Origin of the sequence: Thermococcus gorgonarius (genome assembly GCF_002214385.1) — an archaeon.
GTDB classification, from domain to species: domain Archaea; phylum Methanobacteriota_B; class Thermococci; order Thermococcales; family Thermococcaceae; genus Thermococcus; species Thermococcus gorgonarius.
In genome coordinates this window covers 148,579-171,077 of the sequence record NZ_CP014855.1, presented here as the reverse complement: position 1 = coordinate 171,077, position 22,499 = coordinate 148,579, and the positions used below count along the sequence as shown (strand labels likewise).

Genomic DNA, 22,499 nt, shown 5'->3' with positions numbered 1-22,499 from the left:
ACGGGTCTGGACCGGTAGCCTAGCCAGGATAGGGCGGCGGCCTCCTAAGCCGCAGGTCCGGGGTTCGAAGCCCCGCCGGTCCGCCACAATTCTGTTAATGCTTCCATTTAGCAAAACTGATTTATATGCCCACATTCCATTTCTCCCCGGTGGTATTATGGCTTTCCTTAAGGTAGTCCCGCTGGAAGAGGCTTTAAGAATCGTGAACTCATTCAAACTCAAGCCCCGAGTCGAAGAAGTATCCCTAGACGAAGCCCTTGGACGGGTTCTCGCAGAAAACATCGTTTCTCCGATAAACGTGCCCCCCTTCGACAGGGCCACGGTGGACGGCTACGCGGTAAGGGCCCAGGACACATTTATGGCGAGCGAAAGCGACCCCGTTGAACTAAAGGTAATAGGAGAAGTTCACGCGGGAGAAGAACCCAAAATCAAGCTCGCCCCAGGTACAGCAGTCTACGTCTCAACGGGTGCCCCGCTTCCCGAAGGAGCAGACGCGGTAATCCAGTTTGAGGACGTTGACAGGAAGGACGATACGGTAATAGTCTACAAACCAGCATACCCAAGCCTGGGTGTCATGAAAGCCGGAACCGATATTCCCAGGGGCAAACTGGTCCTCGAAACAGGTACAAGACTGGGGTTTAAAGAGACAGCCCTACTGTCTGCCCTGGGATTCAACACGGTAAAAGTCTACGCAAAGCCAAAGGTTGCAGTAATAAGCACGGGGAACGAGATAGTCCTGCCAGGGGAAGAACTCAAGCCGGGAAAAATCTATGATATAAACGGAAGGGCCATCACAGACGCCATAAGAGAGCTCGGCGGCGAAGCTTGCTTTCTGGGAATCGCGAGGGATGACGAGAAAAGTCTCGCGGATCTGATGATAAAAGGGGTTGCCGAATGCGACATGGTGTTAATAAGCGGCGGCGCAAGCGGTGGAATGAGGGATCTCACAAGTTCGGTAATAGAAAAACTCGGAAGGGTCTATATACACGGCATAGCAATCCAACCAGGAAAGCCGACGATAATAGGCGTCGTGGACGGAAAGCCTGTCTTCGGCCTGCCCGGTTATCCCACTAGCTGTCTCACCAACTTCACCCTTCTCGTCGCGCCCCTCCTGAGGAGGCTCATCGGAAGGGAGAGCGAAGTAAGGAAGGTCAGGAAAAAGCTCGTCCACAAGGTCTTCTCCGTTAAGGGAAGAAGGCAGTTCCTCCCGGTTAAGATTGAAGGCGAAAAGGCAGTACCAATACTGAAGGGAAGTGGAGCCGTGACGAGCTTCGTCGAGGCCGACGGCTTCATCGAGATCCCTGAGACGGTGGAGATACTTGAGGCCGGAGAAGAGGTCGAGGTAACGTTCTTCGGCTGACTTTCCATTCCTTCAATTTCCCATCAAAACCTTTTTTAAAGTCCCGCTCGTTTCTCAACCTTAGGTGTTGGCTATGCTCGACATAAAGCTCATCCGCGAAAACCCGGAGCTGGTAAAGAAAGACCTCCTCAAGAGGGGCGAAACCGAGAAGGTCAAGTGGATCGATGAAATCCTTGAACTGGACAGGAAGTGGCGCGAGAACTTAAAGAAGATAAACGCCCTGAGAAAGGAGCGCAACCAGCTGGCAATACAGATAGGAAAGCGCAAAAAGGCCGGAGAGCCAATAGACGATTTACTCGCGAGGAGTAATGAAATAGTGAAGCAGATTGAGGAACTCGAAAAGGAAGTCGAGGAACTGAAGAAGAAAATCGACTACTACCTCTGGAGGCTTCCGAACATAACCCACGAGAGCGTCCCGGTTGGAGAGAGCGACGAGGACAACGTCCCGATAAGGTTCTGGGGCAAGGCTAAGGTCTGGGAGGGCTTCCTTGAAAGCTTTAAGGAGCAGAGCCTCGGGAAGATGGAGTACGAGGTTCTGAGCTGGAGACCGAGGCTTCACGTTGACATGCTCGAACTTTTGAGGGGAGCCGACCTTGAGAGGGCCGCTAAGGTGAGTGGGGCGAGGTTCTACTACCTCCTCAACGAGCTGGTCATCCTCGATTTAGCTTTGATACGCTTCGCCCTTGACAAGCTCATAGAGAAGGGCTTTACCCCGGTGATTCCGCCCTATATGGTCAGGCGCTTCGTGGAAGAGGGAGCAACTACTTTTGAGGACTTCGAGGACGTAATCTACAAGGTTGAGGGCGAAGACCTATACCTCATCCCGACGGCCGAGCACCCATTAGCTGGAATGCACGCCAACGAGATACTCGACGGAAAAGACCTGCCGCTCCTCTACGTCGGGGTTAGCCCCTGCTTCAGGAAGGAGGCAGGAACTGCAGGAAAGGACACCAAGGGAATCTTCCGCGTCCACCAGTTCCACAAGGTCGAACAGTTCGTCTATTCCCGCCCGGAGGAGAGCTGGGACTGGCACGAGAAGATTATAGCCAACGCGGAGGAGCTCTTCCAGGCCCTTGAGATACCTTACCGCGTCGTCAACATCTGCACCGGCGACCTCGGTTACGTCGCGGCCAAAAAGTACGACATCGAGGCTTGGATGGCCGGCCAGGGCAAGTTCAGGGAGGTCGTTTCAGCCAGCAACTGCACCGACTGGCAGGCAAGACGCTTGAACATCCGCTTCAGGGATAAGACCAACGAGAAGCCGCGCTTCGTCCACACGCTGAACTCAACTGCCATAGCCACCTCAAGGGCCATCGTCGCTATCCTGGAAAACCACCAGACGGAGGAAGGCGTTGTCAAGCTCCCGAGGGCCCTGTGGAAGTACACGGGCTTCAAGGAAATCCTGCCAGCCCACATGAAGGAGCGCTGCTGCCAGGATTGATTTTTCTTCCTTTTCCAAATCTCCCTTTGGAGCATTATTCTGTGCGCAATACAGGGGTTCATACGAGGTTGTTGTGTATACAGTTCACTATATCCTTGAGAGTTCCTCGGGGGACGAAATTAACAGAAGATTCTCGTTTTGGGCTATGTTCTCAAAGTCTTCATCGAGGGTTATTATCCCATCGAGTTTGTAGAAGATGGCCGTTGCAGCAATAATTGCATCGTTAGGAAGGAGACCATATTCATTTACCAGCCTTTTGGAAACGGCAAACACGAATTCGTTTGTGTCAAGGAACTTGAACAGTGAGAGAAGCTCGTAAACAGGTTCTTTTTGGACTTTCTTGACTAAATTCGGTTTTTTCTTGAGCGTTCTAAAGCTCCTGCCAGTTTTGAGCTTTAAATATACAAAAATGACTTCTGAGGCAACGGTTTCATTGATATATCCCTCTACATTTCCATCAATGAGTGCCTCAAGAAGTTCAGTGGCCTTTGGGTTCCCTTTCAAGTGCTCGACAAGAACGGTGGAATCAACCATAAAGCTCTTCATAAATCTCCACCTTCAGCTCTTTGGCGGACTTTTCGGTTTTCAGTATCCCTGCCGTCTTCTTCAGAATCTCACGCCTCTTTTCAAGCTCCTGAAGATACTCCTTAACTTTTTTCTCAAACTCTTTGGGAACCTCAACCTTAACGGTTTCCATTCTCTCCACCCAAGGTTGGTTCTGTTTTGAAAGATATAAGGGTTGCTAAACTCCTCCCCTCTCCCTAACCTTCTTCCTCACGTTCGGGTCGCGGTCGGCGATGATTTTCAGGGCCTCCTCAAAGCTCATCCAGTCGGGCACTTCTTCGTTGAGATAGATTCCCGTCCTCCCTATTCTGTCCCTCCTCATGAGGACATGGACGCGCTCCGTCACGATGTCAATGCTCACGCCAAGAATTTTCGCGACCTCGCTCTCCCTGCCAACGACTTCCCTTTCAATGTGCCCCCTCTCGGTCGGGATTATGAGTATGAGCTTCTTGTTCACCCCGGGAACGCGCTCCCTGGTTTTGACTCCCCACAGGTCAATCATCCCTCCCCAGCGGTAGAACTCAAGCTCCCTGTCGGTTGGCTCGATCAGCGGGAAGGTAACGGTCGTTTCTTCGTCTATCTCGATGACGCCCTTTATGAGGTGCCAGGGCGTTGCCATCACTATCTTTCTCCTCCGCACGAGGCCCTCAAGGGCGAGTTCGATGAGGTAACTGGGAACCTTTATCGGGATGAATATGTCTATGTCGCTGTCTTTTCTCACGTCTCCTCTGGCCACACTACCGTAGAGCTGCGGGTCGAACTGGGAAAGGCGTTCCATTATTTTCAGGGCTTTTTCACGCTTCTCCCACAGATAGCGCCATCTTTTTGGGGGATAAACCACCTCTCTCTCATCCCATACCCGGACGACCTTTTCCCTCGGCATCACTTTAGCTATCACTTTAACTTTTTAAAGCCTCTCCAAAAAAGGTCTGAGGTGAGGGAAATGCCGGTTATAGGCATAAACATCACAAGGATAGAGTTCGAAAAGAAAATTCCGCCCTTTCCCGGCGGCAGAATAGAGGTAAACTTAAGCCCCAAAGTTAAGGATATGCGCCTCGGCGAGATAAGAACCCCCACGGGGAAGACACAGGGTATTGAGATCCTGTTCAAGTACGAGATAACCTACAGGCCCGAGATAGCTGAGGGCTTCATCGAGGGGGCTGTGATGTACCTCCCCCCAAGAAGGGAAGAAATCGATGAGATCCTGGACACGTGGGAAAGCGAGAGAAAAGTCAAGCCCGAGGTCTTTACCGAGGTCGTCAACTTTATAACCCACTCTGTGGCGCCGATGCTCTTCGTAATAGCCAAGGAGATGGGCCTGCCCTACCACGTACCCCTGCCAAGGATTGACGTAAAAGGGCACAATCCCGGTGGTATGGTATGACGATAGTGATCCTGATGCGGGAAGGAGTACAAAGGGATAAATTGAGCGTGGCGGCCAGGATACTTAAGAAAGGTGGTCTTGTTGCTTTTCCAACCGAGACGGTTTATGGCCTTGGCGCTGATGCCCTCAACGAAAGTGCTGTCAGAAGGATCTTCGAGGCCAAGGGAAGGCCCGCTGATAACCCCCTGATAGTTCACATAGCGGAGGTAGAATGGCTCGAAAAACTGGCAAAGGAAGTTCCAGAAAAAGCATGGAAACTGGCTGAAAAGTTCTGGCCGGGGCCCCTGACAATTGTCCTGCCCGCGAGGGATACCGTGCCGAGAACCACTACCGGTGGCCTAGACACCGTTGCCTTGAGAATGCCCGCCCATCCAATAGCACTGGAGCTCATAAGGCTCAGCAACGTTCCAGTTGCCGCCCCCTCGGCAAACATAAGCGGCAGGCCAAGCCCAACATCCGCAGACCATGTCATCGAGGACTTCTACGGGAAGATAGATTGCATAGTTGACGGAGGGGAAACCCCAATTGGGGTTGAGTCAACCGTTATAGACCTGACGTCCGAAGTGCCTCTACTTCTTCGTCCGGGGGGACTTCCAGTTGAAGAGATCAAGAAGGTAATCGGAGAGATTATCATTCATCCGGCCGTGAAGGGAGAGAAAGTTGACATACCGAGGTCCCCAGGGATGAAGTACAAGCACTACTCACCCAACGCACAGGTGATAGTAGTAGAAGGCAACCGAGAAAAAGTCAGGGAGAAGATAGACGAGCTCGTTGAGGAGTACAGAAAAAAGGGATTCAAGGTTGGAGTAATGGCCACGGAAGAACATGATGCCGACGAATTTTTCTACCTTGGGGGGAGCGTTGAAGAAGTTGCCAGGAACCTGTTCAAAGCCCTGAGAGAACTGGACAGGAGGGGGGTAGATCTCATAATAGCGGAAGGTGTGGAGGAAAGTGGCCTTGGTATGGCCGTAATGAACCGACTCAGAAAAGCAGCCGGCTACCGGGTTGTCAAAGTATAAGCTGGATAAGCTTAAATAGAAAGGGCCATATCAAACTTTAGGGACTGAAGCTTTAAATCACGGGGTGAGCAAATTGACTATCCTTCCAGATCTTGCCTCACCTGAGGACCTCGAGAGGATGGGCTTCAAAAAGCTCCAAGAAGGGGAAATAAAGGAAGGATTGAAGCTAATTCTTCGAGCGGCGAAAAAGTACGAGGAAGAAAAAAAATTTGAAGACGCCGCTAGGCTATACCGGTACTTTGGATATTTCTTTCTAGGGAGATTGAGAAAGCCCGATATGGCCAAAAAACCGCTTCTCAAGAGCGCCTCGCTTTACATAGAACTCATCGAGGAGGAACTGGCAAAGTTTGAAGTTGATGTAAATAAGCTCAGCGAGTACATCTCAAAAACTCTCTCCATTTTCGCGACCATAGGGGACGAAAAGAACCTCAAGAAATATGCAAAATACTTCGCAGAGATTTACGAGGATCTAGCCAATGCATACAGGGAAAACGAAAACCTCTCGCTGGCGATCAAGACGTACGAAGATGCGTTCAGATACTATAAGATACTTGAGGATGAAGAATCTATCAAAAGGATTGCCGACATTCTAGTAACCATATACGGGGAGCTGGCCGAGAAGATGCTCGAAGATAGAAAATTCGAAAAGGCCGCCGAGGCCTTTTACAAGGTCGCCACCTACGTTCTGGAGCTCTTCGGCTACGGTTCTCACTATATAGAAATGATGGACACAGCAGCCAAAAACTATGAAAAGGCCAGCAAGATCGCCTACTCCCAGGGCGATTTGGACGGAACAACCAGTTATCTCCTCAAAGCCCAGTACGCTTATCTTCTGGCAGGAAACGCAAACAGGGCCAAGCTAATAGGCTTAAACAACGCCAGAATGCTCTATCAGGTCATATCCTCCCATCAAAAAGAGGGAAATGAGAGAAAGGCGGGAGAAAAGTTCCTTGAGCTGTCCCAGGCCCTCCTCTCGATGGGAAAAACGACAGAGGCTTTTAAAGTCTACAAGGAAGCACTAAACAGGATCGGGGACCTGAAGACTAAAGCACTTATGAGGGCCGCTATCCTAAAGGTCTACGGAGCCGAGAAAAAGAATGAAAACGCCCTACTTGCCGTTGAGGAAGCCAACTACTACCTTGAAAGGGGAGAAGCCGCAAGAGCAATAACACTGCTAAACTCCGTGTTGCTGAACATAGAGGAGCTAAAACCAACCGTTGAACTCCTCTATGAAGCAGAGGGACTCTCAAGGCCAACCTACTGAACCAAAGACTTTTCTGAAAAGGAACTCAGCAAATTCACTGGGCTTCATTTTTCTCTCCCTGGCCAGCTTCATCAGGATTTTCTGGGAACCGCTACCGTACTGGGCGGCTTTTTTCTCCCTCCAAACTACATCGGTGGGAAGTCCCATTCTCTCGGCGGCTTTTCTAAGAACCCACTTCCTGACACTGTTTTTGATCTTCATACCGTGTGGCATTTTAAGTGCCAGCCTAACGAGTGGAAGTGCAAGGTAAGGGTACCTGGTTTCAACACCGTTGTACATAGCTATCTTGTCGTCTCTGGCCAGGTTCTTCTCACCCAGCTCAAGAAGGTCTCTCTCCATCAGCCCTGGATCCTCAAGGTACTTGGCGTAGCCACCAAAGAGCTCATCCGCTCCCTGACCGCTGAGCAGGACTTTAAGGCCATCGGAAGCAGCGAGTGCTGTGGCAAAATAGAGGGGAACCCCTATAGCAAGGTTCATGAAGCTAGGTTCTTCTATGGCGAAGATGACCTTTTCAACGATGTTTTCAACATCTTCTTTGGTTAATAGCACCTCCTTTAGCGGAATACCAAGCTCGTCAGAGGCCTTTCTGGCCCACTCAACGTCGGGACTGTCCTCAACGCCGGCAGTGTAGAGAGTAACGTCTGAAAACTCTGAGGCCAGGTAAGCGACTATTGAACTGTCCAGACCACCGGAGAAGAGAACCCCAGTTCTGGAACCAGCTCTCATCCTGACGGAGCACTCGAGAGATTTCACCAAAGCCCCAATAGCCCTTTCCTCGGTGAATTCTTTTTCACACCAGGGGAGCTCTCTAATGTCAAGAACTTTTTTCCTATCAGCACCTCTGGGGGAAAGCCTCACCAGCTCACCGGGCCCAACGGGGACGGCTTTCTCACCTATTGCCCAGAGAACCTTCTTCTCACTGGCAAAAAAGCCGTTGGGAGAAAAGTAAAGGGGCCTTATTCCAACGGGATCCCTGAACAGGTAAATATTACCCCTCCAAAAGAAAGCAACGGCATAATCACCGTTCATCATTATCATGGCCCTCTTAACGGCCTCATGGACGCTCAAGCCCTTCGAGAGTAGGTGCTCGAGGAGACGGAGTACGACCTCGCTGTCAACATCGGTTTCAAATTCAACACCCCTGCCCTCCAGGTAATCCCTGAGCTGGCGGTAATTGTAGATCTCTCCGTTGTGAACGAGAACGATATCATTGAAAAAGGGCTGTGTAAAGCCCTTCGATCCAGTCATTGCCAGCCTGCACTGAAGAAGGCCCACGCTTCCCTCGGGAATTTCACTGATCTTTGAAAAGTCACCTGACTTGAAAACTCCCAAATCCGTCCACACGCCAAAGGAATCAGGACCCCTGTGTTTCCCGGTGAGGATCATGCGAATGAACTTATCCTTCAGATTTAATCCCATTCCTCCTGCGATCAGGCACATGGCACTCCCCCAGTGTAGTCATGAAGATGCCAGATAAGCGTTGCCAATTCCAACTTGAAGATGTTTTTTCAAAAAAGTTGCAGGATGTGAACGTCTGTCCAGGAATTCAGGTCAGATCTCCACAGGTGCAATAGTGCTCATAGGAGAGGGTTTCTAGCTCATCAAACCCCTCGCCGGTTTTAGCGGAGGCATAAACAACCCTAACCGGCGGGGAAACTTCGGGAAGGAAGGAACATATCCTATAGGCCAAAAAGCCCTGCATGGATGGATCGAGCTTAAGACGGGCGTTTAAATAATCTATGTCCTCAAGGAGCCGCCTTATCGAGGATAGTTCTTCTTCACGTATTAAGTCGACCTTGTTGAGAACGGGAACCGTTGTCGTGCCCAGACGGAGGTCTATCATTATAGCGAAGAACTTGACGAAACAGTAGTCGGAAGGCCTCCTAAGAATATCCGGACCGAAAAGGTAAGCGGCCAGGGGTTCCTTCAGGCCACTGGTTATTCTCATGCCGAACTCGTGAAAAAGAAAGCTTTCCATCTGTCCGGGAGTGTCTATAAGGAGGTAGTCGAGCTCTTCATCCAGTTCAAGTATTCCACTAAGTATTTCATCAGCGTGGGAAAGCAATCTGTCATAGCTCTCAACTATGGCCCCGTTTGGCCCATAACCTTCCTTCATTAGTTCTTCAACAGTTATTATATCACGGACGTCGATGTCCGGCTTGTAGGGGAGTTTCTTCACCCCGGTGTCGAGGTTGACATAACCAACTGAGTTACCGTTTTTCTCAAGATACCCACCAAAGGAAGCTGTTATAGTGGTCTTTCCGCTACCTGCGGTGCCCAGGAAAATCAGTATCATCGCACCACCTCAGTACATGACCCTTGCCTTAAGGCCTGCTATTCTAACAACCTCCTCGGCCAGCTTCATAAAAGCCTTGGCACCCTCAGACTCTGGGGCGTATTCCACAACGGGGATACCCTCAAGAGTTGCCTCCCTGACTTTGGGGTCCTCAGGAACTACAGCCAAGAGGGGAACTTCCATGACTTCCTCAGCGGCCTCGGGGGGAATGTCGTTTTCGCTTCTTCCGTAGCGGTTGAGAACAAAGCCCAGAACGGCTAAACCAGCTTTTTTGAGGACTATTCCAACTTTCATGGTATCTGTTATACATGATATTTCAGGGTTCGTTATCAGGATACCCTCCTCTCCACTCAGCATCGCGTTCATCGCGTCCATTTGGAGACCAGCGGGACAGTCTATGAGAACGAAATCGTACCTGTCCTTCAGAGGTTTTATAACCCCGGGGAGCTTTCTAGGGTCAGCTTTTTTAACGTGCTCCCAGTCTATAGCGGCGGGGATTAGATCAACGTTTTCGTAACTTGTCTGATATATTACCTCATCGATCTTTACCTCCCCGGCGAGAACGTCATGTATTGTTGGTTCGGCATCGTCAATACCCATGACTAAGCTGAGGTTTGCCATCGTCAAGTCGGCATCAATTGCCAAAATCTTTTTTCCCATCTTTCCGAGGGCTATCGAGAGGTTAGCAGTGGTCGTCGTTTTCCCCGTCCCCCCTTTACCACTTGCTATTGATATCAAATGCCCCATTGAACTCACCGTATGGAGTTTGTTTTTCATCTTTATGAACTTTGAGGTACGCTAACTTTATGAAGGCATCCAATCACTCAATTCAGGTGAGAAAAATGAAGGTGTTCGTTCCAGACACGAGCGTGATAGTTGACGGCAGGCTGACCCAGTTCCTCTCAACTTTGGGCGAGAAAGTGAAGGTGGTAGTTCCCGAGGCAGTTGTGGCGGAGATAGAGCACCAGGCCAACGAGGGAAAGGCCATAGGCCACGTCGGCCTTGAAGAGCTCAAAAAGCTCCGCGACATGGCTGACAGAGGCGAAATACTCCTTGAATTCTACGGCGAGAGGCCCGAGCTCTGGCAGATTAGAAGAGCTAAAGCAGGCGAGATAGACCATATGGTTCGCGAGGCCGCTAGGGAACTCAACGCCACCCTCATCACGGGCGATCAAGTTCAGAGGGACGTTGCGATAGCCAAAGGCATCGATGTAATCTACCTGACGGCCAGAAAAGAGGTGAAGCACCGTCTAGAAGACTTCTTTGATGAAACAACCATGAGCGTCCACCTTAAAGCAGGCATAAGACCGCTCGCCAAGAAGGGCAAACCTGGCGAGTGGAAGCTCGTCCCGGTCAGGGACGAACCTTTAACCGATGAAGAGCTTGAGGAGATAGCCGATGACATCGTCGAGCGCGCCAGACGCGATCCAGAGAGCTTTATAGAGATAGACGAGCCGGGGGCGACGGTCGTTCAGCTCAGGAACTACCGTATCGTTATAGCTAAACCGCCCTTTGCAGACAGGATTGAGATAACCGCCGTCAGACCAGTCACGAAACTCAGCATAGAGGACTATGAGCTGAGCGAGAGGCTCTTAGAGAGGCTTAAGGACAAGGCCCAGGGTATTCTCATAGCAGGCGCTCCGGGCGAGGGCAAAACGACCTTCGCTCAGGCCTTGGCCGAATGGTACGCGAGCATGGGCAAGATAGTAAAGACGATGGAGAAGCCGAGGGATTTGCAGGTTAGCGAGGAGATAACCCAGTACACAGCCTTAAGCGGAAAGATGGAACTTACCGGAGATATTCTCCTCCTAGTGAGGCCGGACTACACGATATTCGACGAGATGAGGAAGACGAGCGACTTCAAGATTTACTCCGACTTGAGACTGGCCGGTGTTGGAATGGTTGGAGTGGTCCATGCGACCAAGCCGATAGATGCAATCCAGCGCTTCATCGGCAGGGTCGAGCTGGGAATGATACCCCAGATAGTCGATACGGTTATCTTTATCAAAGCCGGCCGCGTTGCGAAGGTTCTAACGCTGGAGTACCTCGTCAAAGTACCGAGCGGCATGAAGGAGGAGGACTTAGCGAGGCCCGTTATCGAGGTTCGCGACTTCGAGACGGGTGAGCTTGAGTACGAGATATACACCTACGGTGAAGAGGTAAGCGTCGTCCCTGTGAAGAAAGAGGAAAAGGCCCCCGCTCTTAAGCTGGCAGAGAAGAGGCTCAAGCAGGAGATAAAGAAGTTCCTTCCCGATGTTTACACCGAGGTCGAGATAGTCAGCCCGCACAAAGCTGTGATATACGCCGACGAGTTCGACATTCCCGCGATAATAGGAAAGAAGGGCAAGAGGATAACCGAGCTGGAGAAGAAGGTGGGAATAAGCATAGACGTCAAGAGCTTCGCCGAGAGAGAAGCCGAGAAGCCCAGGGAGAAGATACCGGTCGAGGTAGAGGAGAAGAAGAAAACAATAGTCCTGAGAGTTTCGCCGGACTACGCGAAAAAACCGCTCAAGTTCTACGGTGGGGAACAGTACGTCTTCACTGCCACTCCGAGCAAGAAGGGCCTCGTCAAGGTTAGCAAGAGCACGCCGATAGGGAAAGAACTGAAGAGGCTCATCGATGCGGGCATACCGATATGGGCCAGCACATGAGACAGACTTTTAAACTTTCTCTCCCCTCTTTTCTCCGGTGGTGTTAATGAAATACGAGGTCGTTGTAATCCCCGAAAGCTTCCATCCCTTCGGCAAGCACAACATGGAGCACATCTGTGTGCCGATGGTCATAGAGGGCAGGAGCTACAACGTGGCAATGGAAGTGCTCAACGGCATTGATAAAGCCATAATGTCAAAATTCAATGTAACGTTCGAGGAAGTGAAGGGGGATGATTGCGATATTGTGTACCGAAAGTACGAACTCAACAAGGATGGCAAAACGGGGATCGTTCATGTAAAGCTCAGGAAAGTTACCGGGGAGTGTGGAAAGGCAAACGGAAACCGCATTGAGGTTTTTGAATTTGAGAGAGACATCCAGTCAATAATCGAAGAAATAGAGAACTGCCTCTCGTAGGCTCGGCTGCGAGGGTAGTCATCACCATTCAGCTAGCGAAATTGTCGTCATCGCCCTCTTACAGTATTCCTTTTCCTTTAATGACTTTTCGGAGGTTGGTTAGGTTATGCTAGTGCTTGCCTCTGCTTCACCGAGGAGGAGGGAGATACTGGCGAGGTTCATAAAAGACTTCGCTGTGATACCGAGCAACGCCGATGAGAAGTGCTCCCTCAGCGACCCGGGGGAGGTTGCACTCGAACTCGCCCGGAGGAAGGCGAGGGAAGTCCACTCCAGAGTTAACGGAACGGTTATTGGAGCCGACACCGTCGTGAGCGTAGGGGGAAAAATTCTGGGCAAACCCAGAAACGAAAACGAGGCCTACGAAATGCTAAAGCTCCTGAGCGGCAGAGTCCACAGGGTTACAACGGGATACTGCATAATCCACTCGAGGAAGGAGCACTGCGGAAAAGTCGTTACCGAGGTCAAGTTCCGCGAGCTGGACGACGAGCTGATATGGGGATACATAAGAACGGGCGAGCCGATGGACAAGGCAGGAGCTTATGGGATACAGGGGCTTGGGGGCCTCTTCATCGAGTGGATAAAAGGGGACTACTACAACGTCGTCGGCTTTCCAATGGAGATAATTTGGAAGCTCAGGGAGCTGGGCTTTGAAGTCATATCACGATGAAGTTCCTTTTATCGAGATTTTGTCCCTTCTGGTTGGTTCTACTGCGATTTGGACGACTCCAGGCTTTCTGGAAATCTTTAGTAATCTCTAGTTATTATATATCGGTGAGTTACATGGTTCGATGTAAACTGTAACGAAATTTTTTCGAAGTTTTAAACGGTGGTTGGAGAGAGGCGGAAATATACGTTCTTCCAGTGGAAACCCGTTTGTTTTCGTATCTACTGATTTAAAACGGATTTTAGTCGTTTTCAACCCTTTTAAGCACCAGGGAAATCTTGTGAACAAAGATGTTCATTTGAGAAAACAGGCTAGAAAACGTCTCCTTTGTCAAATTTCCAGTTCCCGATAAAAGATAACAGGGGCTTTTTGAGGTGTTTTCAAGACCCCTTCGTGGAAAAGCTTATAAAATCTGGAGGTTCTTATTCTCTTGTTGGACGAACGAAGGAAAAAGCCGCCCTGTTGCAATAAGACTTTAGGAGAATTGAAACCTTGACTGTGAACGCAAAGGTGCTTGTGGACGGTAACGGTTGCAATAAGACTTTAGGAGAATTGAAACCTAGTGAGCCTCGGGTAGCCCGTCGTGCTGTTGAAGTAGTTGCAATAAGACTTTAGGAGAATTGAAACCCTAACAGTCAATGCCAAAGTCTTCGTGGACGGCAAGTTGCAATAAGACTTTAGGAGAATTGAAACGACGGTGATGTTGTTCGTTTGGTTGTAGATGAGAAAGGTTGCAATAAGACTTTAGGAGAATTGAAACATGAGGATCGCCGCCGCGATCAAGGCCATCATCGCTTGTTGCAATAAGACTTTAGGAGAAGTCAAAGAAACTCCTCAAACAGAAGATCCTCCTTCTTTCCGCCGGCCTTTAAAAACACGCTCTCGCTCCATCCAACGTTCCCGACACTTCTCGGGGAATGGGCGTCGCTCGCAAAGGTCAACTTTATTCCGCGCTTTATACATTTCCTCACAAAATCGACGTCGGGAACGTTGTATCTAGAGCTTATCTCAAAAGCTTTCCCCCTCTCCTCGGCGAGTTCCAGGATTTCCTCAAGCTCTTCCGCCCCGGGAAAGCCGATATATGGAAAACTGGCTCCAAAGTGACCTATCACATCAACGTTATCATCGAGAAGTGCTGATTTGACCAGCTCTAAGTACTCTTCAGGCCTCTCGACCCACTCGTGGACGCTGGCTATAACAAAATCAAGCTTCTTCGCCATCCAATCCGGGACATCACTTCCTCCGGGCATTATGTTTGCCTCCACACCAGCCAGAACAAAAACTTCGCTCTCCCCAGCCCAGCGTTTTATCTCGGAGATGTAGCTGTTTAGGTTTTTTGGTTCAAGGTAGTGGACGTGATCCGTTATGGCAACTAGTTTCAGGCCCTTTTCTTCAGCAGCCGCTATGTTATCAACTACAGAACCACTTCCATCGGAGTAAACAGTGTGAGTATGGGTATCATGGGGGAACCTCATTGCAAACACCAGATGATGTTAGATAATGAGTTTAAGCGTCTTATTGTTGGACAAAATATCCAATGTAAAGGTTAAACTTGAACTTTGACAAACCTTTAAATACAGCGGAGACAACTAAGGGTGGTGGTGCTCATGGTGGAACGCTCAAAAGTCCGCGTTGTCGTAGCGAAGCCCGGTCTCGACGGCCACGACAGGGGAGCGAAGGTCGTTGCGAGGGCCCTCAAGGAGGCAGGCTATGAGGTTATCTACACCGGAATAAGGCAGACGCCGGAGCAGATAGTCGAGACGGTTATCCAGGAAGACGCCGCAGTTCTTGGAATAAGCATACTTTCTGGGGCACACATGGTTCTCATCCCGAAGATACTCAGGCTCTTGGAGGAGAGGGGTCTGAAGCCAGGAGAGGACGTTGCCGTCTTTGCCGGCGGAATAATCCCGCCCGACGACGCCGAGGAGCTCAAAAAGATGGGAGTCTTCGAGGTCTTCGGCCCCGGAACACCTCTGAAAACCATAATAGAGGCCGTTGATAAAGCCGTCGAGAACCTCAAAAGGTTCAGGGCTTAACTTTATATTCTCCTTGGATAATTTCTCCAGTGATGCCTATGACCGAAGGGCTCAACGGCTTAATCGAACTCGCACTCAAAGGCGACAAGAAGGCAATAGCGAGGCTAATAACGCTCGTCGAGAACGACGAGGAGAAGGCCAGAGAGATAGTGAAAAAGATATACTCCTACACCGGAAAGGCCTACGTCGTTGGAATAACTGGTCCCCCCGGCTCTGGAAAGTCAACCCTCCTCGACAAGCTCATAAAGCTCGCGAGGGATGATGGGCATAAGGTCGGCGTCATAGCCGTTGACCCCACCTCACCTTTCACCGGAGGGGCTTTACTGGGCGACAGGCTGAGGATGCAGAGGCACTCAACCGACCGGGGGGTATTCATAAGGAGCATGGCAACGCGCGGCGCCCTCGGGGGTCTGGCAAAGGCAACTAACGACGCCATAAAGGTTCTCGACGCCGCTGGCTACGACCTGATATTCGTTGAAACCGTTGGAGTCGGCCAGATAGAGGTGGACATTGTTAAAACGGCCGATACGGTTGTTCTCGTAACCGTTCCCGGACTTGGCGACGAGGTTCAGGCCATAAAGGCCGGCCTCATGGAAGTTGCCGACATATTCACCATCAACAAGGCCGACAGGGAAGGCGTTGAGATGGTCTACCTTGAGCTCAAGATGGCCCTTGAGTTCGAAAAGGACAAGTGGAAGGAACTGGGCTGGGAGCCGCCGATAGTCGAAACGACGGCATTTACCCTTAGGGGGGTCAGGCCCCTCTGGGAGGCCATAAAGAAGCACAGGGAATACATGGAGTCGAGCGGAAGGTTAAGGGAGCGCAGGGCCTTCCGCGCCAGGGAGGAAGTGAAGACGATAATAGCTTCCTCAATAGCGAGAAAGGTCGAGGAGAGGCTCGCGGAAGGAGAGGCCAAGGAGCTCATTGACGAGGTCGTGGAGAGGAAGCTCGACCCATATTCGGCCTCTCAAATCGTCATGGAGAAACTTAAAGAGGATCTCTGGAGGTGATGGTATGTTCAAGAAGATAGACCACGTCGGTATAGCCGTTAAGAACCTTGAAGAGGCCATAAAGGTATGGGAAGGCCTCGGCCTCAAGGTTGATGATATTGAAGAGGTTCCGGACCAGAAGGTTAGAACCGCAATAATCCACATCGGAGAGAGCAGGATAGAGCTTCTGGAGCCAACGGCAGAGGACTCACCGATAGCGAAGTTCATAGCGAAGCGCGGTGAGGGGATACACCACATAGCCCTCGGCGTTGACAACATCGAAGAGCACCTCAAAGAGCTGAAGGAGAAGGGTTACCGCCTGATAGACGAGAAGCCGAGGATAGGCGCTGGCGGGGCAAAGATAGCCTTTGTGCACCCGAAGGCGGTAACAGGTGTTCTCCTCGAACTCTGCCAGAGGGAGTGAATTTTTCAGCCCGTTTCACTCTTCTTGAAGCTTTTTTCATATTGTCCTCCAACCAGCTTTATTCTAAATGTATTCAAACGTCTGGGCAAAATGTACGGATTTAGCGGAACTTAGTGTTATAATAATCACTAGAAATCGATAACTTTTTTATACAGTAACTACAACTTTCTCTGGAACCAAGTATGATGTTCCCAAAGCTAGCAAAATCGTGGAGAGCAAAAAAGAACGTTGATGAAAAAGGTACCAGAATAATTTCACCAATGGAGCTTGGGGATGTGATTCTCTCCGTATCTAAACTGTTTCCAGTTCTTTTTGTCGGCAGGATTCCACCAAAGGCTCTCTTCTCTTACTTGAGAGTCCCAGCAGGAAAAGTAAAACCATTATGGCTTACGACGGTTGAAACGCAGAGCCCCTACGCAATTAACCCAAGACATCTGTATAAACTTGGGGCAATAATTGAGAGAGAAGTAAAAGCAAACGGGTCCCAAGTAATAGTTGATGGAATCGAGTATCTTATAATAGAAAACGGATTGGAACCAACCCTAAAGTTCCTGGGACAAGTAAAAGACGTAACGGCTCTTCATGGGTCAAGTCTCTATGTGGTGGCAAGCGACGCCCTGAGCGAGAAGGAGGTAGTCCCCATAAGAAGGGTTTTAGGTTTACCGTAGAAACTGTTCTGGCGCCCCGGCGGGGATTTGAACCCCGGACCTCGAGGTCCGCAGCCTCGCGCCCTATCCAGACTAGGCCACCGGGGCACGCCCGCTAACCATTCCTGAGGACGCTTTATAAATTTAACTTTTCTGCCGTCGCCGAACGTTGGCAATGTCAAAGGAACGTCAGCTTTATCTTAGGAAAATGTGTAACACCACCGGTGATACCATGGACCCGAAGAAGCTGGTCATCTACGAGGTCTTCCCCAGAAATCATACTGAGGAAGGAACTCTCAAAGCCCTGACGGAGGATCTTCCCAGGATAAAGTCCCTCGGCGTGGATTACGTCTGGCTCATGCCCATATACCCAATAGGGGAGGAGGGAAGGAAGGGAACTCTTGGCTCCCCCTACGCGATAAAGGACTACCGGTCTATAAATCCCGAGCTCGGAACCTTTGAGGACTTCAAGGCTTTAGTTGGCAAGGCTCACTCTCTGGGTCTGAAAGTCATGATAGACATCGTGTACAACCACGCCTCCCGGGATTCCATCCTGTTCCAGGATCATCCCGAGTGGTTTTATACTGAGAACGGATCCCCCTCCCGGAAGGTCCCGGACTGGAGCGATGTCTATAACCTCGACTACTCCAAGCCCGAACTCTGGGACTACCAGATAGAGACCCTCAAGTTCTGGGCCAGATACGTGGATGGCTTCAGGTGTGATGTGGCCCCTCTGGTTCCCCTTGAGTTCTGGAAGAGGGCGAAGGCAGAGGTTTCCAAGGTGAACCCCAACATTCTCTGGCTTGCCGAGACGGTACATCCCTCCTTCGTGCGCTGGCTGAGGGCCAGGGGGTTTGCGGTCCACTCGGATCCGGAAATGCATGCGGTTTTCCACCTCACCTACGACTACGACGGGAGAGAAATCCTTGAAGCCTACCTGAGAGGAGAGAAAAGCCTCGAGAGCTACGCTGACTATCTGAACGTTCAGGAAGCGTTGTATCCAGCGGAGTACGCGAAGCTCCGTTTCCTGGAAAACCATGATACCCCACGGGCGGCCTCTATATTCAGAGATGAATTCAGGCTCAGGAACTGGACCGCGCTTGCTTTCATGCTCAAGGGAGCGACACTCGTTTATGCCGGTCAGGAATACGCGATAAAAGAGGCCCCGAATCTCTTTGAGAAGGACCCCATCCTCTGGGAGACTGGCGATGAGGAGTTCTTGAGGTTCTTCAAGAGGCTTATTTCCATCAAGAAGGCCTTGAAATGTGAGAACCAAAGGGTGAGGGCACTCAAAGACGGCGTGCTTGTTGTAGAGTGTGATAACGCGACTGGGATCTTCAACGTAGAGGGGAAGATCGGGGAGATCGAACTGGAGATCAGCGGAAAGAACCTTCTCACGGGGGAAGCCGTGAGGAGCAGGAACGGGAAATTGGAGTTGGGCTTTGAGCCCCTGATAGTCCTCCGGCGTGGTTAGCGCGGAAGTCACCGAAAGATTTATAAAGCGACCGGAGGTGAGTATGTAACGGGTCGGATGCGGTGGTAGTCTAGCCTGGCTAGGACAGCGGCCTGCCACGCCGCTGGCCCGGGTTCAAATCCCGGCCACCGCACCACAATATTATAATTTCTGACGTCGCTTATTCCATGGAGGTTTTCTCACGACAAATTTTCAGAATCGGGGGCACTTGCCGTTTTTCTGCAAGGCTTCTATTCACGAGAGGAATACCAGAACACGCGTGAACGGAAAACCTTAAAAGCCCTCAGTTTTTAGTAAATATAGGTAACAAAAAAGGAGGTGAGGAAAAATGGCGTACGTGGCTGTTCTAGCAAACATAAACGGGAACTTCCCGGCGTTCGCAAAGGCCCTTGAAAGGATTGAAGAGTTAAAAGAAGAAGGTTATGAAATTGAGAAGTACTACATCCTAGGCAACATTATAGGACTCTTCCCATACCCAAAGGAGACCATTGACGCGCTAGAGGACTTAATGAAGGAGAACAAGGTAAAGGTGATCCGCGGTAAATTCGACCAGATCATCGCGGAAAGCGATCCACACGCGGAGGGCCCGGGTTACATAGACAGACTGGATCTCCCCCACTACATCAAAAAGGCCCTAAAGTACACATGGGAAAAGCTCGGGCATGAGGGAAGAGAGTTCATAAGGGATCTGCCAATTTACTTAGTGGACAAAATAGGGAAAAACGACATCTTCGGCGTTTATGGAAGCCCGCTTAATCCCTTTGAAGGAGAAGTACTACCAGATCAACCTACAAGCTACTATGAGGCTATAATGAGGCCAGTAAAGGACTACGAGATACTCTTCGTCTCGTCCCCGAGGTATCCCGTGAACGCAATGACCAGGTACGGAAGGGTTATCTGCCCCGGAAGCGTAGGCTACCCACCGGGAAGAGAACACAAGGCAACGTTTGCACTGGTGGACGTGGATACTCTGCATACGAAGTTCATAGAGGTCGAGTACAACAAGAAGTTAATCGAGGAAAAGATAAAGAACGAGGGTCTCCCTGAGGAGATCGTTAAGATACTCTATCATAGAAAAGTCTGAGATTTCCTTGATTTCCTTTTTCATCCCTTTTGGAACCCCAAGTAAAAACCCGCTATGAAAGCACCAGTTCCGGGAAGAAGACCAACGGCCTTCTGGGCCAGACCAACTGTCTGAGAGGTTGCACTCTCAGCCAAGTTGAACAGTTTCTGTGTGTTTATTGTTATGACTCCCTTCTGCTGGAGCCAGAACAGGCTGAGTATATAGGCACCAATTATCGTCATCACTATTTTCATGAACTTCTTCAGAGCGTAGCCAGTGATGAATCCCGCTACTCCCCCAACACCAACGTCCCCTATCATACTTCCAAGGTTAAACTCCATGATTCATCGCCAATAGTAACTGGAACTTGAGAATTAATAAGGTTTTCCAAAGCAAAAGGTTTAAATTACACAGTTTTGAAATATTTTATAAAGTTTAAACTTGAGGGTGAGAGCATGACGAGCCCAATGGAGAGATTGAAAATTAAAATAACAAAGGAAGTTCTGTGGCTCTATATACTCAGCCTCCTTAAAGAGAGGCCCATGTACGCATATGAGCTGAAGCAGAGAATAAAGGAAAACTTTGGGTTCGAACCCGCGACGGTGAGTTCCTACGTCGTCCTATACAAGCTGGAAAAAGATGGCTACGTAACTTCGGAGTGGCAGGAAAATGAGACCGGAAAACCACTTAGGAAGTATTACCGTCTAACCCCCAAAGGAGAGAAACTGCTGGAAGAGGGCGTAGCTTTTCTCGAAGAGATACTCTCAAAATTGAAGAAATGAATCCCCAAGTGAAACAAACGGAAAACATGAACAAAGACAAAATATTGAAAACTTCAGCGTCCCATTCCACCGCGCGGCTCTCTCGCCTTTGGTCTAAGCCCCCTGTAGCCACACTTCCTGCACTTCTTGGCTTTCCACGGGTTAGTAGCACCGCAGCGCATGCAGACGTACTTCCTAAATATCCTTGCCTCAGCCTCAGGGAATCTCGCCATCGTAATCACCTCATGATCTTGACGCGTTTTCTCAAAGCTGGTGCGGGGGACGGGATTCGAACCCGCGCAGCCCTACGGCAGCGGATCTTAAGTCCGCCCCCTTTGGCCAGGCTCGGGCACCCCCGCGCGAGGGAGATTAAGTGAGGGGCGTTAAAAATTTTCCCCTCAAGTCCTGATGATCCTCATCTCGAAGTCCTCAACCGGAACCTTGAAGTCTTCCCTGCTCTCAATTTCCTTCCTGTTGTAGAGGATCTCCCTTGCGAGGATCCAGTAGATGAGGGCCAAAGCTTTCCTGCCCTTGTTGTTGGTCGGTATGGCCAAGTCGACGTAGCTGAGGAAATTCTCGGTGTCAACGAGGGCAACTATCGGAATGCCAATCTCAATGGCTTCCTTCATAGCCTGGTGGTCGGCCCTCGGGTCGGTGACGATGAGAACGTCCGGCTCGAAGAAGTTCTTAACCTGTGGGTTGGTCATTGTTCCAGGGAGGAAACGGCCGGGTATTGTCTTGGCACCGGTAACCTCACCGAACTTCTTGACGGGCTTCTGGCCGTAGAGCCTGACGCTCACAGCCAGGATGCTCTCCGGGTCGAACTTGGCCAGGAACTTGCCGGCGATCCTTAAGCGCTCGTCGGTCTTCCTGACATCGAGGACGTAGAGACCGTCCTGTCTAACCCTGTAGATGAACTTCTTCATGTCCTGGGTCTTCTGCTGGGTTCCGATGTGGACACCGGCAGCCAGATACTGATCGAGCGGAACCAGATATCCCTCCATCTTTCCCAACCTCCTTTATCCTTCAAACGTTATCAACCTACCCCTTTCACCGAGATCTTCGGCAATTCTATTGAGTTCATTAAGCTTAGCCACCGAGTCCTTCCCCAATATAATAGCCGGGCAGCGAAGGCCCAGGGCTATGTGGGGAAGGGCCTCGTCGGCCGACTCATATCTAGCCTCGGCCAAGATCGGGGTTATCCTCTCGGATTTAACATCGCTAACTAGGTTGTAGAGATCAGTGAGAGTGCCGAGGTTTATGGGTTTTATAGAGAGGGCATTGTAGTAGCGTCTGTCGAGTATGCCCTTCCTCTGGAAGAGGTACTCCCCATCGACAAAAACTCCATGAGTTCCAGCTATTAACTCAAGGAAGAGGTCTTCATCGCCCATCGGCTTTATGTAGGACACGTTGTGATCCTCAACTGTGGAAAGCACTTCTTCGATCGGGAGAGGTTTCTTCTGGACTATGCCCAGAGTTACTTCGAGGCCCAGCTCACTACCAACCTTCTCGCTGGCCCTGGAAAGTTCCTCAAGCGAAGGCTTTTCCACAACCTCCAGGAGATTAACCGCGGCGTCAACAACATCGGTTATCTCCATGATGTCCCTTACCAGTACATAGTAATCGAAGTCTTCTCCCTGCATAACCTCAAGGAGTGGAACCGGAAGTTCTGTTGTGAACGTACCCCCAATGTAGCTGTAGAGGGGCATTTTCTTTACACTGGCCGCGGCCTTGGCAACGGCCACCGAGACGGCCAAGGCGGTGTTGGCACCGATGTGACTGAAGTCCTCCGTACCATCTATCTCCCAGAGGTAGCTGTCTATGAGCTCCTGCTCGCTCGCGTCAAAGCCTATGAGCTCAGGACCGATTATTTCGTCAACCTCGCTGACTGCCCTGTGGGCCTCAGCTATGTAGAGCTGCGGGTTATCATCGACAGGGGCGGCGAAGCGGCCGAAGCCTGAAGTAGTTATGACATCAACCTCAACCGAATACCTGCCACCCCTGAGCACTGCAACCCTGCCGACTATGTTCTCTATGATTGTCATTG

The 22,499-nt window shown here is 50.4% G+C and carries 26 protein-coding genes and 4 tRNA genes; 17 read left to right on the top strand and 13 right to left on the bottom strand.

The genetic code is table 11. The features are described 5' to 3' along the window. Positions 1–8: 8 nt before the first annotated feature. From A3K92_RS01020 to serS, 3 genes are all read left to right on the top strand, one after another. Positions 9–86 (top strand) — tRNA-Arg (locus A3K92_RS01020). A gap of 71 nt (positions 87–157) precedes the next feature. Further along, positions 158–1,360 (top strand): molybdenum cofactor synthesis domain-containing protein, encoded by a 1,203-nt coding sequence (locus tag A3K92_RS01015; protein ID WP_088884508.1) that lies wholly within the window; start codon positions 158–160, stop codon positions 1,358–1,360. Positions 1,361–1,433: 73 nt separating this feature from the next. Continuing rightward, positions 1,434–2,801: a serine--tRNA ligase gene (gene serS, locus A3K92_RS01010; protein ID WP_088884507.1), complete on the top strand. Its 1,368-nt coding sequence runs from the start codon at positions 1,434–1,436 to the stop codon at positions 2,799–2,801. 87 nt (positions 2,802–2,888) lie between these two features. Here the strand turns inward: serS and A3K92_RS01005 are convergent, their stop codons facing one another. The 3 genes from A3K92_RS01005 to A3K92_RS01000 are packed head-to-tail and all read right to left on the bottom strand — an operon-like array spanning position 2,889 to position 4,248. Then, entirely contained in the window at positions 2,889–3,347 is a 459-nt protein-coding gene (locus A3K92_RS01005; RefSeq protein ID WP_088884506.1) for a type II toxin-antitoxin system VapC family toxin, read from the bottom strand. After that, positions 3,328–3,507, bottom strand: a complete 180-nt coding sequence (locus A3K92_RS09355) for a hypothetical protein (RefSeq protein ID WP_157722395.1) — start codon at positions 3,505–3,507, stop codon at positions 3,328–3,330. The genes A3K92_RS01005 and A3K92_RS09355 overlap by 20 nt, the downstream gene beginning before the upstream one ends. 36 nt (positions 3,508–3,543) lie before the next feature. Continuing rightward, entirely contained in the window at positions 3,544–4,248 is a 705-nt protein-coding gene (locus tag A3K92_RS01000; protein WP_088884505.1) for a nucleotidyltransferase domain-containing protein, read from the bottom strand. A gap of 60 nt (positions 4,249–4,308) precedes the next feature. Between A3K92_RS01000 and A3K92_RS00995 the strand changes: the two genes are divergently transcribed. The 3 genes from A3K92_RS00995 (at position 4,309) to A3K92_RS00985 (ending at position 7,032) form a co-directional block, all read left to right on the top strand. Further along, entirely contained in the window at positions 4,309–4,749 is a 441-nt protein-coding gene (locus A3K92_RS00995) for a hypothetical protein (protein ID WP_088884504.1), read from the top strand. Continuing rightward, positions 4,746–5,768, top strand: a complete 1,023-nt coding sequence (locus tag A3K92_RS00990; RefSeq protein ID WP_088884503.1) for an L-threonylcarbamoyladenylate synthase — start codon at positions 4,746–4,748, stop codon at positions 5,766–5,768. The genes A3K92_RS00995 and A3K92_RS00990 overlap by 4 nt, the downstream gene beginning before the upstream one ends. A 64-nt stretch (positions 5,769–5,832) precedes the next feature. Then, entirely contained in the window at positions 5,833–7,032 is a 1,200-nt protein-coding gene (locus A3K92_RS00985; RefSeq protein ID WP_232460882.1) for a hypothetical protein, read from the top strand. Here the strand turns inward: A3K92_RS00985 and asnB are convergent. The 3 genes from asnB to minD all read right to left on the bottom strand — a co-directional run bounded on the left by asnB (position 7,015) and on the right by minD (position 10,075). Then, positions 7,015–8,472: an asparagine synthase (glutamine-hydrolyzing) gene (gene asnB / locus A3K92_RS00980; protein ID WP_088884501.1), complete on the bottom strand. Its 1,458-nt coding sequence runs from the start codon at positions 8,470–8,472 to the stop codon at positions 7,015–7,017. The two genes, A3K92_RS00985 and asnB, sit on opposite strands and share 18 nt — an antisense overlap. A gap of 106 nt (positions 8,473–8,578) precedes the next feature. After that, positions 8,579–9,328, bottom strand: coding sequence for an ATP/GTP-binding protein (locus A3K92_RS00975; protein ID WP_088884500.1), 750 nt, complete (start codon positions 9,326–9,328; stop codon positions 8,579–8,581). A 9-nt stretch (positions 9,329–9,337) separates the two neighbouring features. After that, complete coding sequence (gene minD / locus A3K92_RS00970) at positions 9,338–10,075, bottom strand: cell division ATPase MinD (protein WP_088884499.1); 738 nt, start codon at positions 10,073–10,075, stop codon at positions 9,338–9,340. Positions 10,076–10,170: 95 nt separating this feature from the next. Between minD and A3K92_RS00965 the strand changes: the two genes are divergently transcribed. The 3 genes from A3K92_RS00965 (at position 10,171) to A3K92_RS00955 (ending at position 13,061) form a co-directional block, all read left to right on the top strand. Next, positions 10,171–11,979: a PINc/VapC family ATPase gene (locus A3K92_RS00965; RefSeq protein ID WP_088884498.1), complete on the top strand. Its 1,809-nt coding sequence runs from the start codon at positions 10,171–10,173 to the stop codon at positions 11,977–11,979. Positions 11,980–12,025: 46 nt separating this feature from the next. After that, the gene (locus A3K92_RS00960) at positions 12,026–12,394 is read left to right on the top strand and encodes a hypothetical protein (RefSeq protein ID WP_088884497.1); all 369 of its coding nucleotides are present in this window, start codon (positions 12,026–12,028) and stop codon (positions 12,392–12,394) included. A gap of 106 nt (positions 12,395–12,500) precedes the next feature. Then, the gene (locus tag A3K92_RS00955; protein ID WP_088884496.1) at positions 12,501–13,061 is read left to right on the top strand and encodes a Maf-like protein; all 561 of its coding nucleotides are present in this window, start codon (positions 12,501–12,503) and stop codon (positions 13,059–13,061) included. A gap of 818 nt (positions 13,062–13,879) precedes the next feature. Here A3K92_RS00955 and A3K92_RS09720 read toward each other — a convergent pair. After that, positions 13,880–14,533, bottom strand: a complete 654-nt coding sequence (locus A3K92_RS09720; RefSeq protein WP_449451369.1) for a PHP domain-containing protein — start codon at positions 14,531–14,533, stop codon at positions 13,880–13,882. A 132-nt stretch (positions 14,534–14,665) separates the two neighbouring features. Between A3K92_RS09720 and A3K92_RS00945 the strand changes: the two genes are divergently transcribed. The 4 genes from A3K92_RS00945 (at position 14,666) to A3K92_RS00930 (ending at position 17,175) form a co-directional block, all read left to right on the top strand. Beyond that, on the top strand, positions 14,666–15,094 hold the full coding sequence (locus tag A3K92_RS00945) for a cobalamin B12-binding domain-containing protein (protein ID WP_088884495.1): 429 nt from the start codon (positions 14,666–14,668) through the stop codon (positions 15,092–15,094). A gap of 38 nt (positions 15,095–15,132) precedes the next feature. Continuing rightward, positions 15,133–16,104, top strand: coding sequence for a methylmalonyl Co-A mutase-associated GTPase MeaB (gene meaB / locus A3K92_RS00940; protein ID WP_088884494.1), 972 nt, complete (start codon positions 15,133–15,135; stop codon positions 16,102–16,104). Between the two features lie 4 nt (positions 16,105–16,108). Then, positions 16,109–16,507 (top strand): methylmalonyl-CoA epimerase, encoded by a 399-nt coding sequence (gene mce / locus A3K92_RS00935; protein ID WP_088884493.1) that lies wholly within the window; start codon positions 16,109–16,111, stop codon positions 16,505–16,507. A gap of 182 nt (positions 16,508–16,689) precedes the next feature. After that, positions 16,690–17,175 (top strand): DUF835 domain-containing protein, encoded by a 486-nt coding sequence (locus tag A3K92_RS00930; protein WP_088884492.1) that lies wholly within the window; start codon positions 16,690–16,692, stop codon positions 17,173–17,175. A gap of 9 nt (positions 17,176–17,184) precedes the next feature. Here the strand turns inward: A3K92_RS00930 and A3K92_RS00925 are convergent. Further along, positions 17,185–17,262, bottom strand: a tRNA-Arg gene (locus A3K92_RS00925). Between the two features lie 67 nt (positions 17,263–17,329). Between A3K92_RS00925 and A3K92_RS00920 the strand changes: the two genes are divergently transcribed. The 3 genes from A3K92_RS00920 (at position 17,330) to A3K92_RS00910 (ending at position 19,712) form a co-directional block, all read left to right on the top strand. Further along, a complete protein-coding gene (locus A3K92_RS00920; protein WP_449451370.1) occupies positions 17,330–18,628 on the top strand; it encodes an alpha-amylase family glycosyl hydrolase in 1,299 nt (432 codons plus the stop codon). 59 nt (positions 18,629–18,687) lie between these two features. Continuing rightward, positions 18,688–18,764: transfer RNA gene (locus A3K92_RS00915), tRNA-Gly, on the top strand. A 192-nt stretch (positions 18,765–18,956) separates the two neighbouring features. Then, positions 18,957–19,712, top strand: coding sequence for a metallophosphoesterase family protein (locus tag A3K92_RS00910; RefSeq protein WP_088884490.1), 756 nt, complete (start codon positions 18,957–18,959; stop codon positions 19,710–19,712). 20 nt (positions 19,713–19,732) lie between these two features. Here A3K92_RS00910 and A3K92_RS00905 read toward each other — a convergent pair whose 3' ends face one another. Beyond that, positions 19,733–20,032: an FUN14 domain-containing protein gene (locus A3K92_RS00905; protein WP_088884489.1), complete on the bottom strand. Its 300-nt coding sequence runs from the start codon at positions 20,030–20,032 to the stop codon at positions 19,733–19,735. A 114-nt stretch (positions 20,033–20,146) separates the two neighbouring features. Between A3K92_RS00905 and A3K92_RS00900 the strand changes: the two genes are divergently transcribed. After that, the gene (locus A3K92_RS00900; protein WP_088884488.1) at positions 20,147–20,473 is read left to right on the top strand and encodes a PadR family transcriptional regulator; all 327 of its coding nucleotides are present in this window, start codon (positions 20,147–20,149) and stop codon (positions 20,471–20,473) included. 53 nt (positions 20,474–20,526) lie between these two features. On the opposite strand, the gene A3K92_RS00895 is transcribed toward A3K92_RS00900, so the two are convergent. The 4 genes from A3K92_RS00895 to A3K92_RS00880 all read right to left on the bottom strand — a co-directional run bounded on the left by A3K92_RS00895 (position 20,527) and on the right by A3K92_RS00880 (position 22,497). Beyond that, a complete protein-coding gene (locus A3K92_RS00895) occupies positions 20,527–20,685 on the bottom strand; it encodes a 50S ribosomal protein L40e (protein ID WP_088884487.1) in 159 nt (52 codons plus the stop codon). 38 nt (positions 20,686–20,723) lie between these two features. Then, positions 20,724–20,811: transfer RNA gene (locus tag A3K92_RS00890), tRNA-Leu, on the bottom strand. Positions 20,812–20,850: 39 nt separating this feature from the next. Further along, the gene (rpsB, locus tag A3K92_RS00885) at positions 20,851–21,456 is read right to left on the bottom strand and encodes a 30S ribosomal protein S2 (protein WP_088884486.1); all 606 of its coding nucleotides are present in this window, start codon (positions 21,454–21,456) and stop codon (positions 20,851–20,853) included. Between the two features lie 15 nt (positions 21,457–21,471). Continuing rightward, positions 21,472–22,497: a hypothetical protein gene (locus tag A3K92_RS00880; protein WP_088884485.1), complete on the bottom strand. Its 1,026-nt coding sequence runs from the start codon at positions 22,495–22,497 to the stop codon at positions 21,472–21,474. Positions 22,498–22,499: the final 2 nt, after the last annotated feature.

Bases quoted from the DNA above. Each gene is read 5' to 3' on its own strand.
- A3K92_RS00955 (WP_088884496.1), top strand. From the start codon at position 12,501: ATGCTAGTGCTTGCCTCTGCTTCACCGAGGAGGAGGGAGATACTGGCG.
- A3K92_RS01000 (WP_088884505.1), bottom strand. From the start codon at position 4,248: ATGCCGAGGGAAAAGGTCGTCCGGGTATGGGATGAGAGAGAGGTGGTT.
- A3K92_RS00995 (WP_088884504.1), top strand. From the start codon at position 4,309: ATGCCGGTTATAGGCATAAACATCACAAGGATAGAGTTCGAAAAGAAA.
- A3K92_RS01015 (WP_088884508.1), top strand. From the start codon at position 158: ATGGCTTTCCTTAAGGTAGTCCCGCTGGAAGAGGCTTTAAGAATCGTG.
- A3K92_RS00965 (WP_088884498.1), top strand. From the start codon at position 10,171: ATGAAGGTGTTCGTTCCAGACACGAGCGTGATAGTTGACGGCAGGCTG.
- serS (WP_088884507.1), top strand. From the start codon at position 1,434: ATGCTCGACATAAAGCTCATCCGCGAAAACCCGGAGCTGGTAAAGAAA.
- A3K92_RS00905 (WP_088884489.1), bottom strand. From the start codon at position 20,032: ATGGAGTTTAACCTTGGAAGTATGATAGGGGACGTTGGTGTTGGGGGA.
- mce (WP_088884493.1), top strand. From the start codon at position 16,109: ATGTTCAAGAAGATAGACCACGTCGGTATAGCCGTTAAGAACCTTGAA.
- A3K92_RS00975 (WP_088884500.1), bottom strand. From the start codon at position 9,328: ATGATACTGATTTTCCTGGGCACCGCAGGTAGCGGAAAGACCACTATA.
- minD (WP_088884499.1), bottom strand. From the start codon at position 10,075: ATGGGGCATTTGATATCAATAGCAAGTGGTAAAGGGGGGACGGGGAAA.
- A3K92_RS00910 (WP_088884490.1), top strand. From the start codon at position 18,957: ATGGCGTACGTGGCTGTTCTAGCAAACATAAACGGGAACTTCCCGGCG.
- A3K92_RS00960 (WP_088884497.1), top strand. From the start codon at position 12,026: ATGAAATACGAGGTCGTTGTAATCCCCGAAAGCTTCCATCCCTTCGGC.
- asnB (WP_088884501.1), bottom strand. From the start codon at position 8,472: ATGTGCCTGATCGCAGGAGGAATGGGATTAAATCTGAAGGATAAGTTC.
- A3K92_RS00990 (WP_088884503.1), top strand. From the start codon at position 4,746: ATGACGATAGTGATCCTGATGCGGGAAGGAGTACAAAGGGATAAATTG.
- A3K92_RS00900 (WP_088884488.1), top strand. From the start codon at position 20,147: ATGACGAGCCCAATGGAGAGATTGAAAATTAAAATAACAAAGGAAGTT.
- A3K92_RS09720 (WP_449451369.1), bottom strand. From the start codon at position 14,533: ATGAGGTTCCCCCATGATACCCATACTCACACTGTTTACTCCGATGGA.
- A3K92_RS00895 (WP_088884487.1), bottom strand. From the start codon at position 20,685: ATGGCGAGATTCCCTGAGGCTGAGGCAAGGATATTTAGGAAGTACGTC.
- meaB (WP_088884494.1), top strand. From the start codon at position 15,133: ATGACCGAAGGGCTCAACGGCTTAATCGAACTCGCACTCAAAGGCGAC.
- rpsB (WP_088884486.1), bottom strand. From the start codon at position 21,456: ATGGAGGGATATCTGGTTCCGCTCGATCAGTATCTGGCTGCCGGTGTC.
- A3K92_RS00880 (WP_088884485.1), bottom strand. From the start codon at position 22,497: ATGACAATCATAGAGAACATAGTCGGCAGGGTTGCAGTGCTCAGGGGT.
- A3K92_RS00945 (WP_088884495.1), top strand. From the start codon at position 14,666: ATGGTGGAACGCTCAAAAGTCCGCGTTGTCGTAGCGAAGCCCGGTCTC.
- A3K92_RS01005 (WP_088884506.1), bottom strand. From the start codon at position 3,347: ATGAAGAGCTTTATGGTTGATTCCACCGTTCTTGTCGAGCACTTGAAA.
- A3K92_RS00930 (WP_088884492.1), top strand. From the start codon at position 16,690: ATGATGTTCCCAAAGCTAGCAAAATCGTGGAGAGCAAAAAAGAACGTT.
- A3K92_RS00920 (WP_449451370.1), top strand. From the start codon at position 17,330: ATGTCAAAGGAACGTCAGCTTTATCTTAGGAAAATGTGTAACACCACC.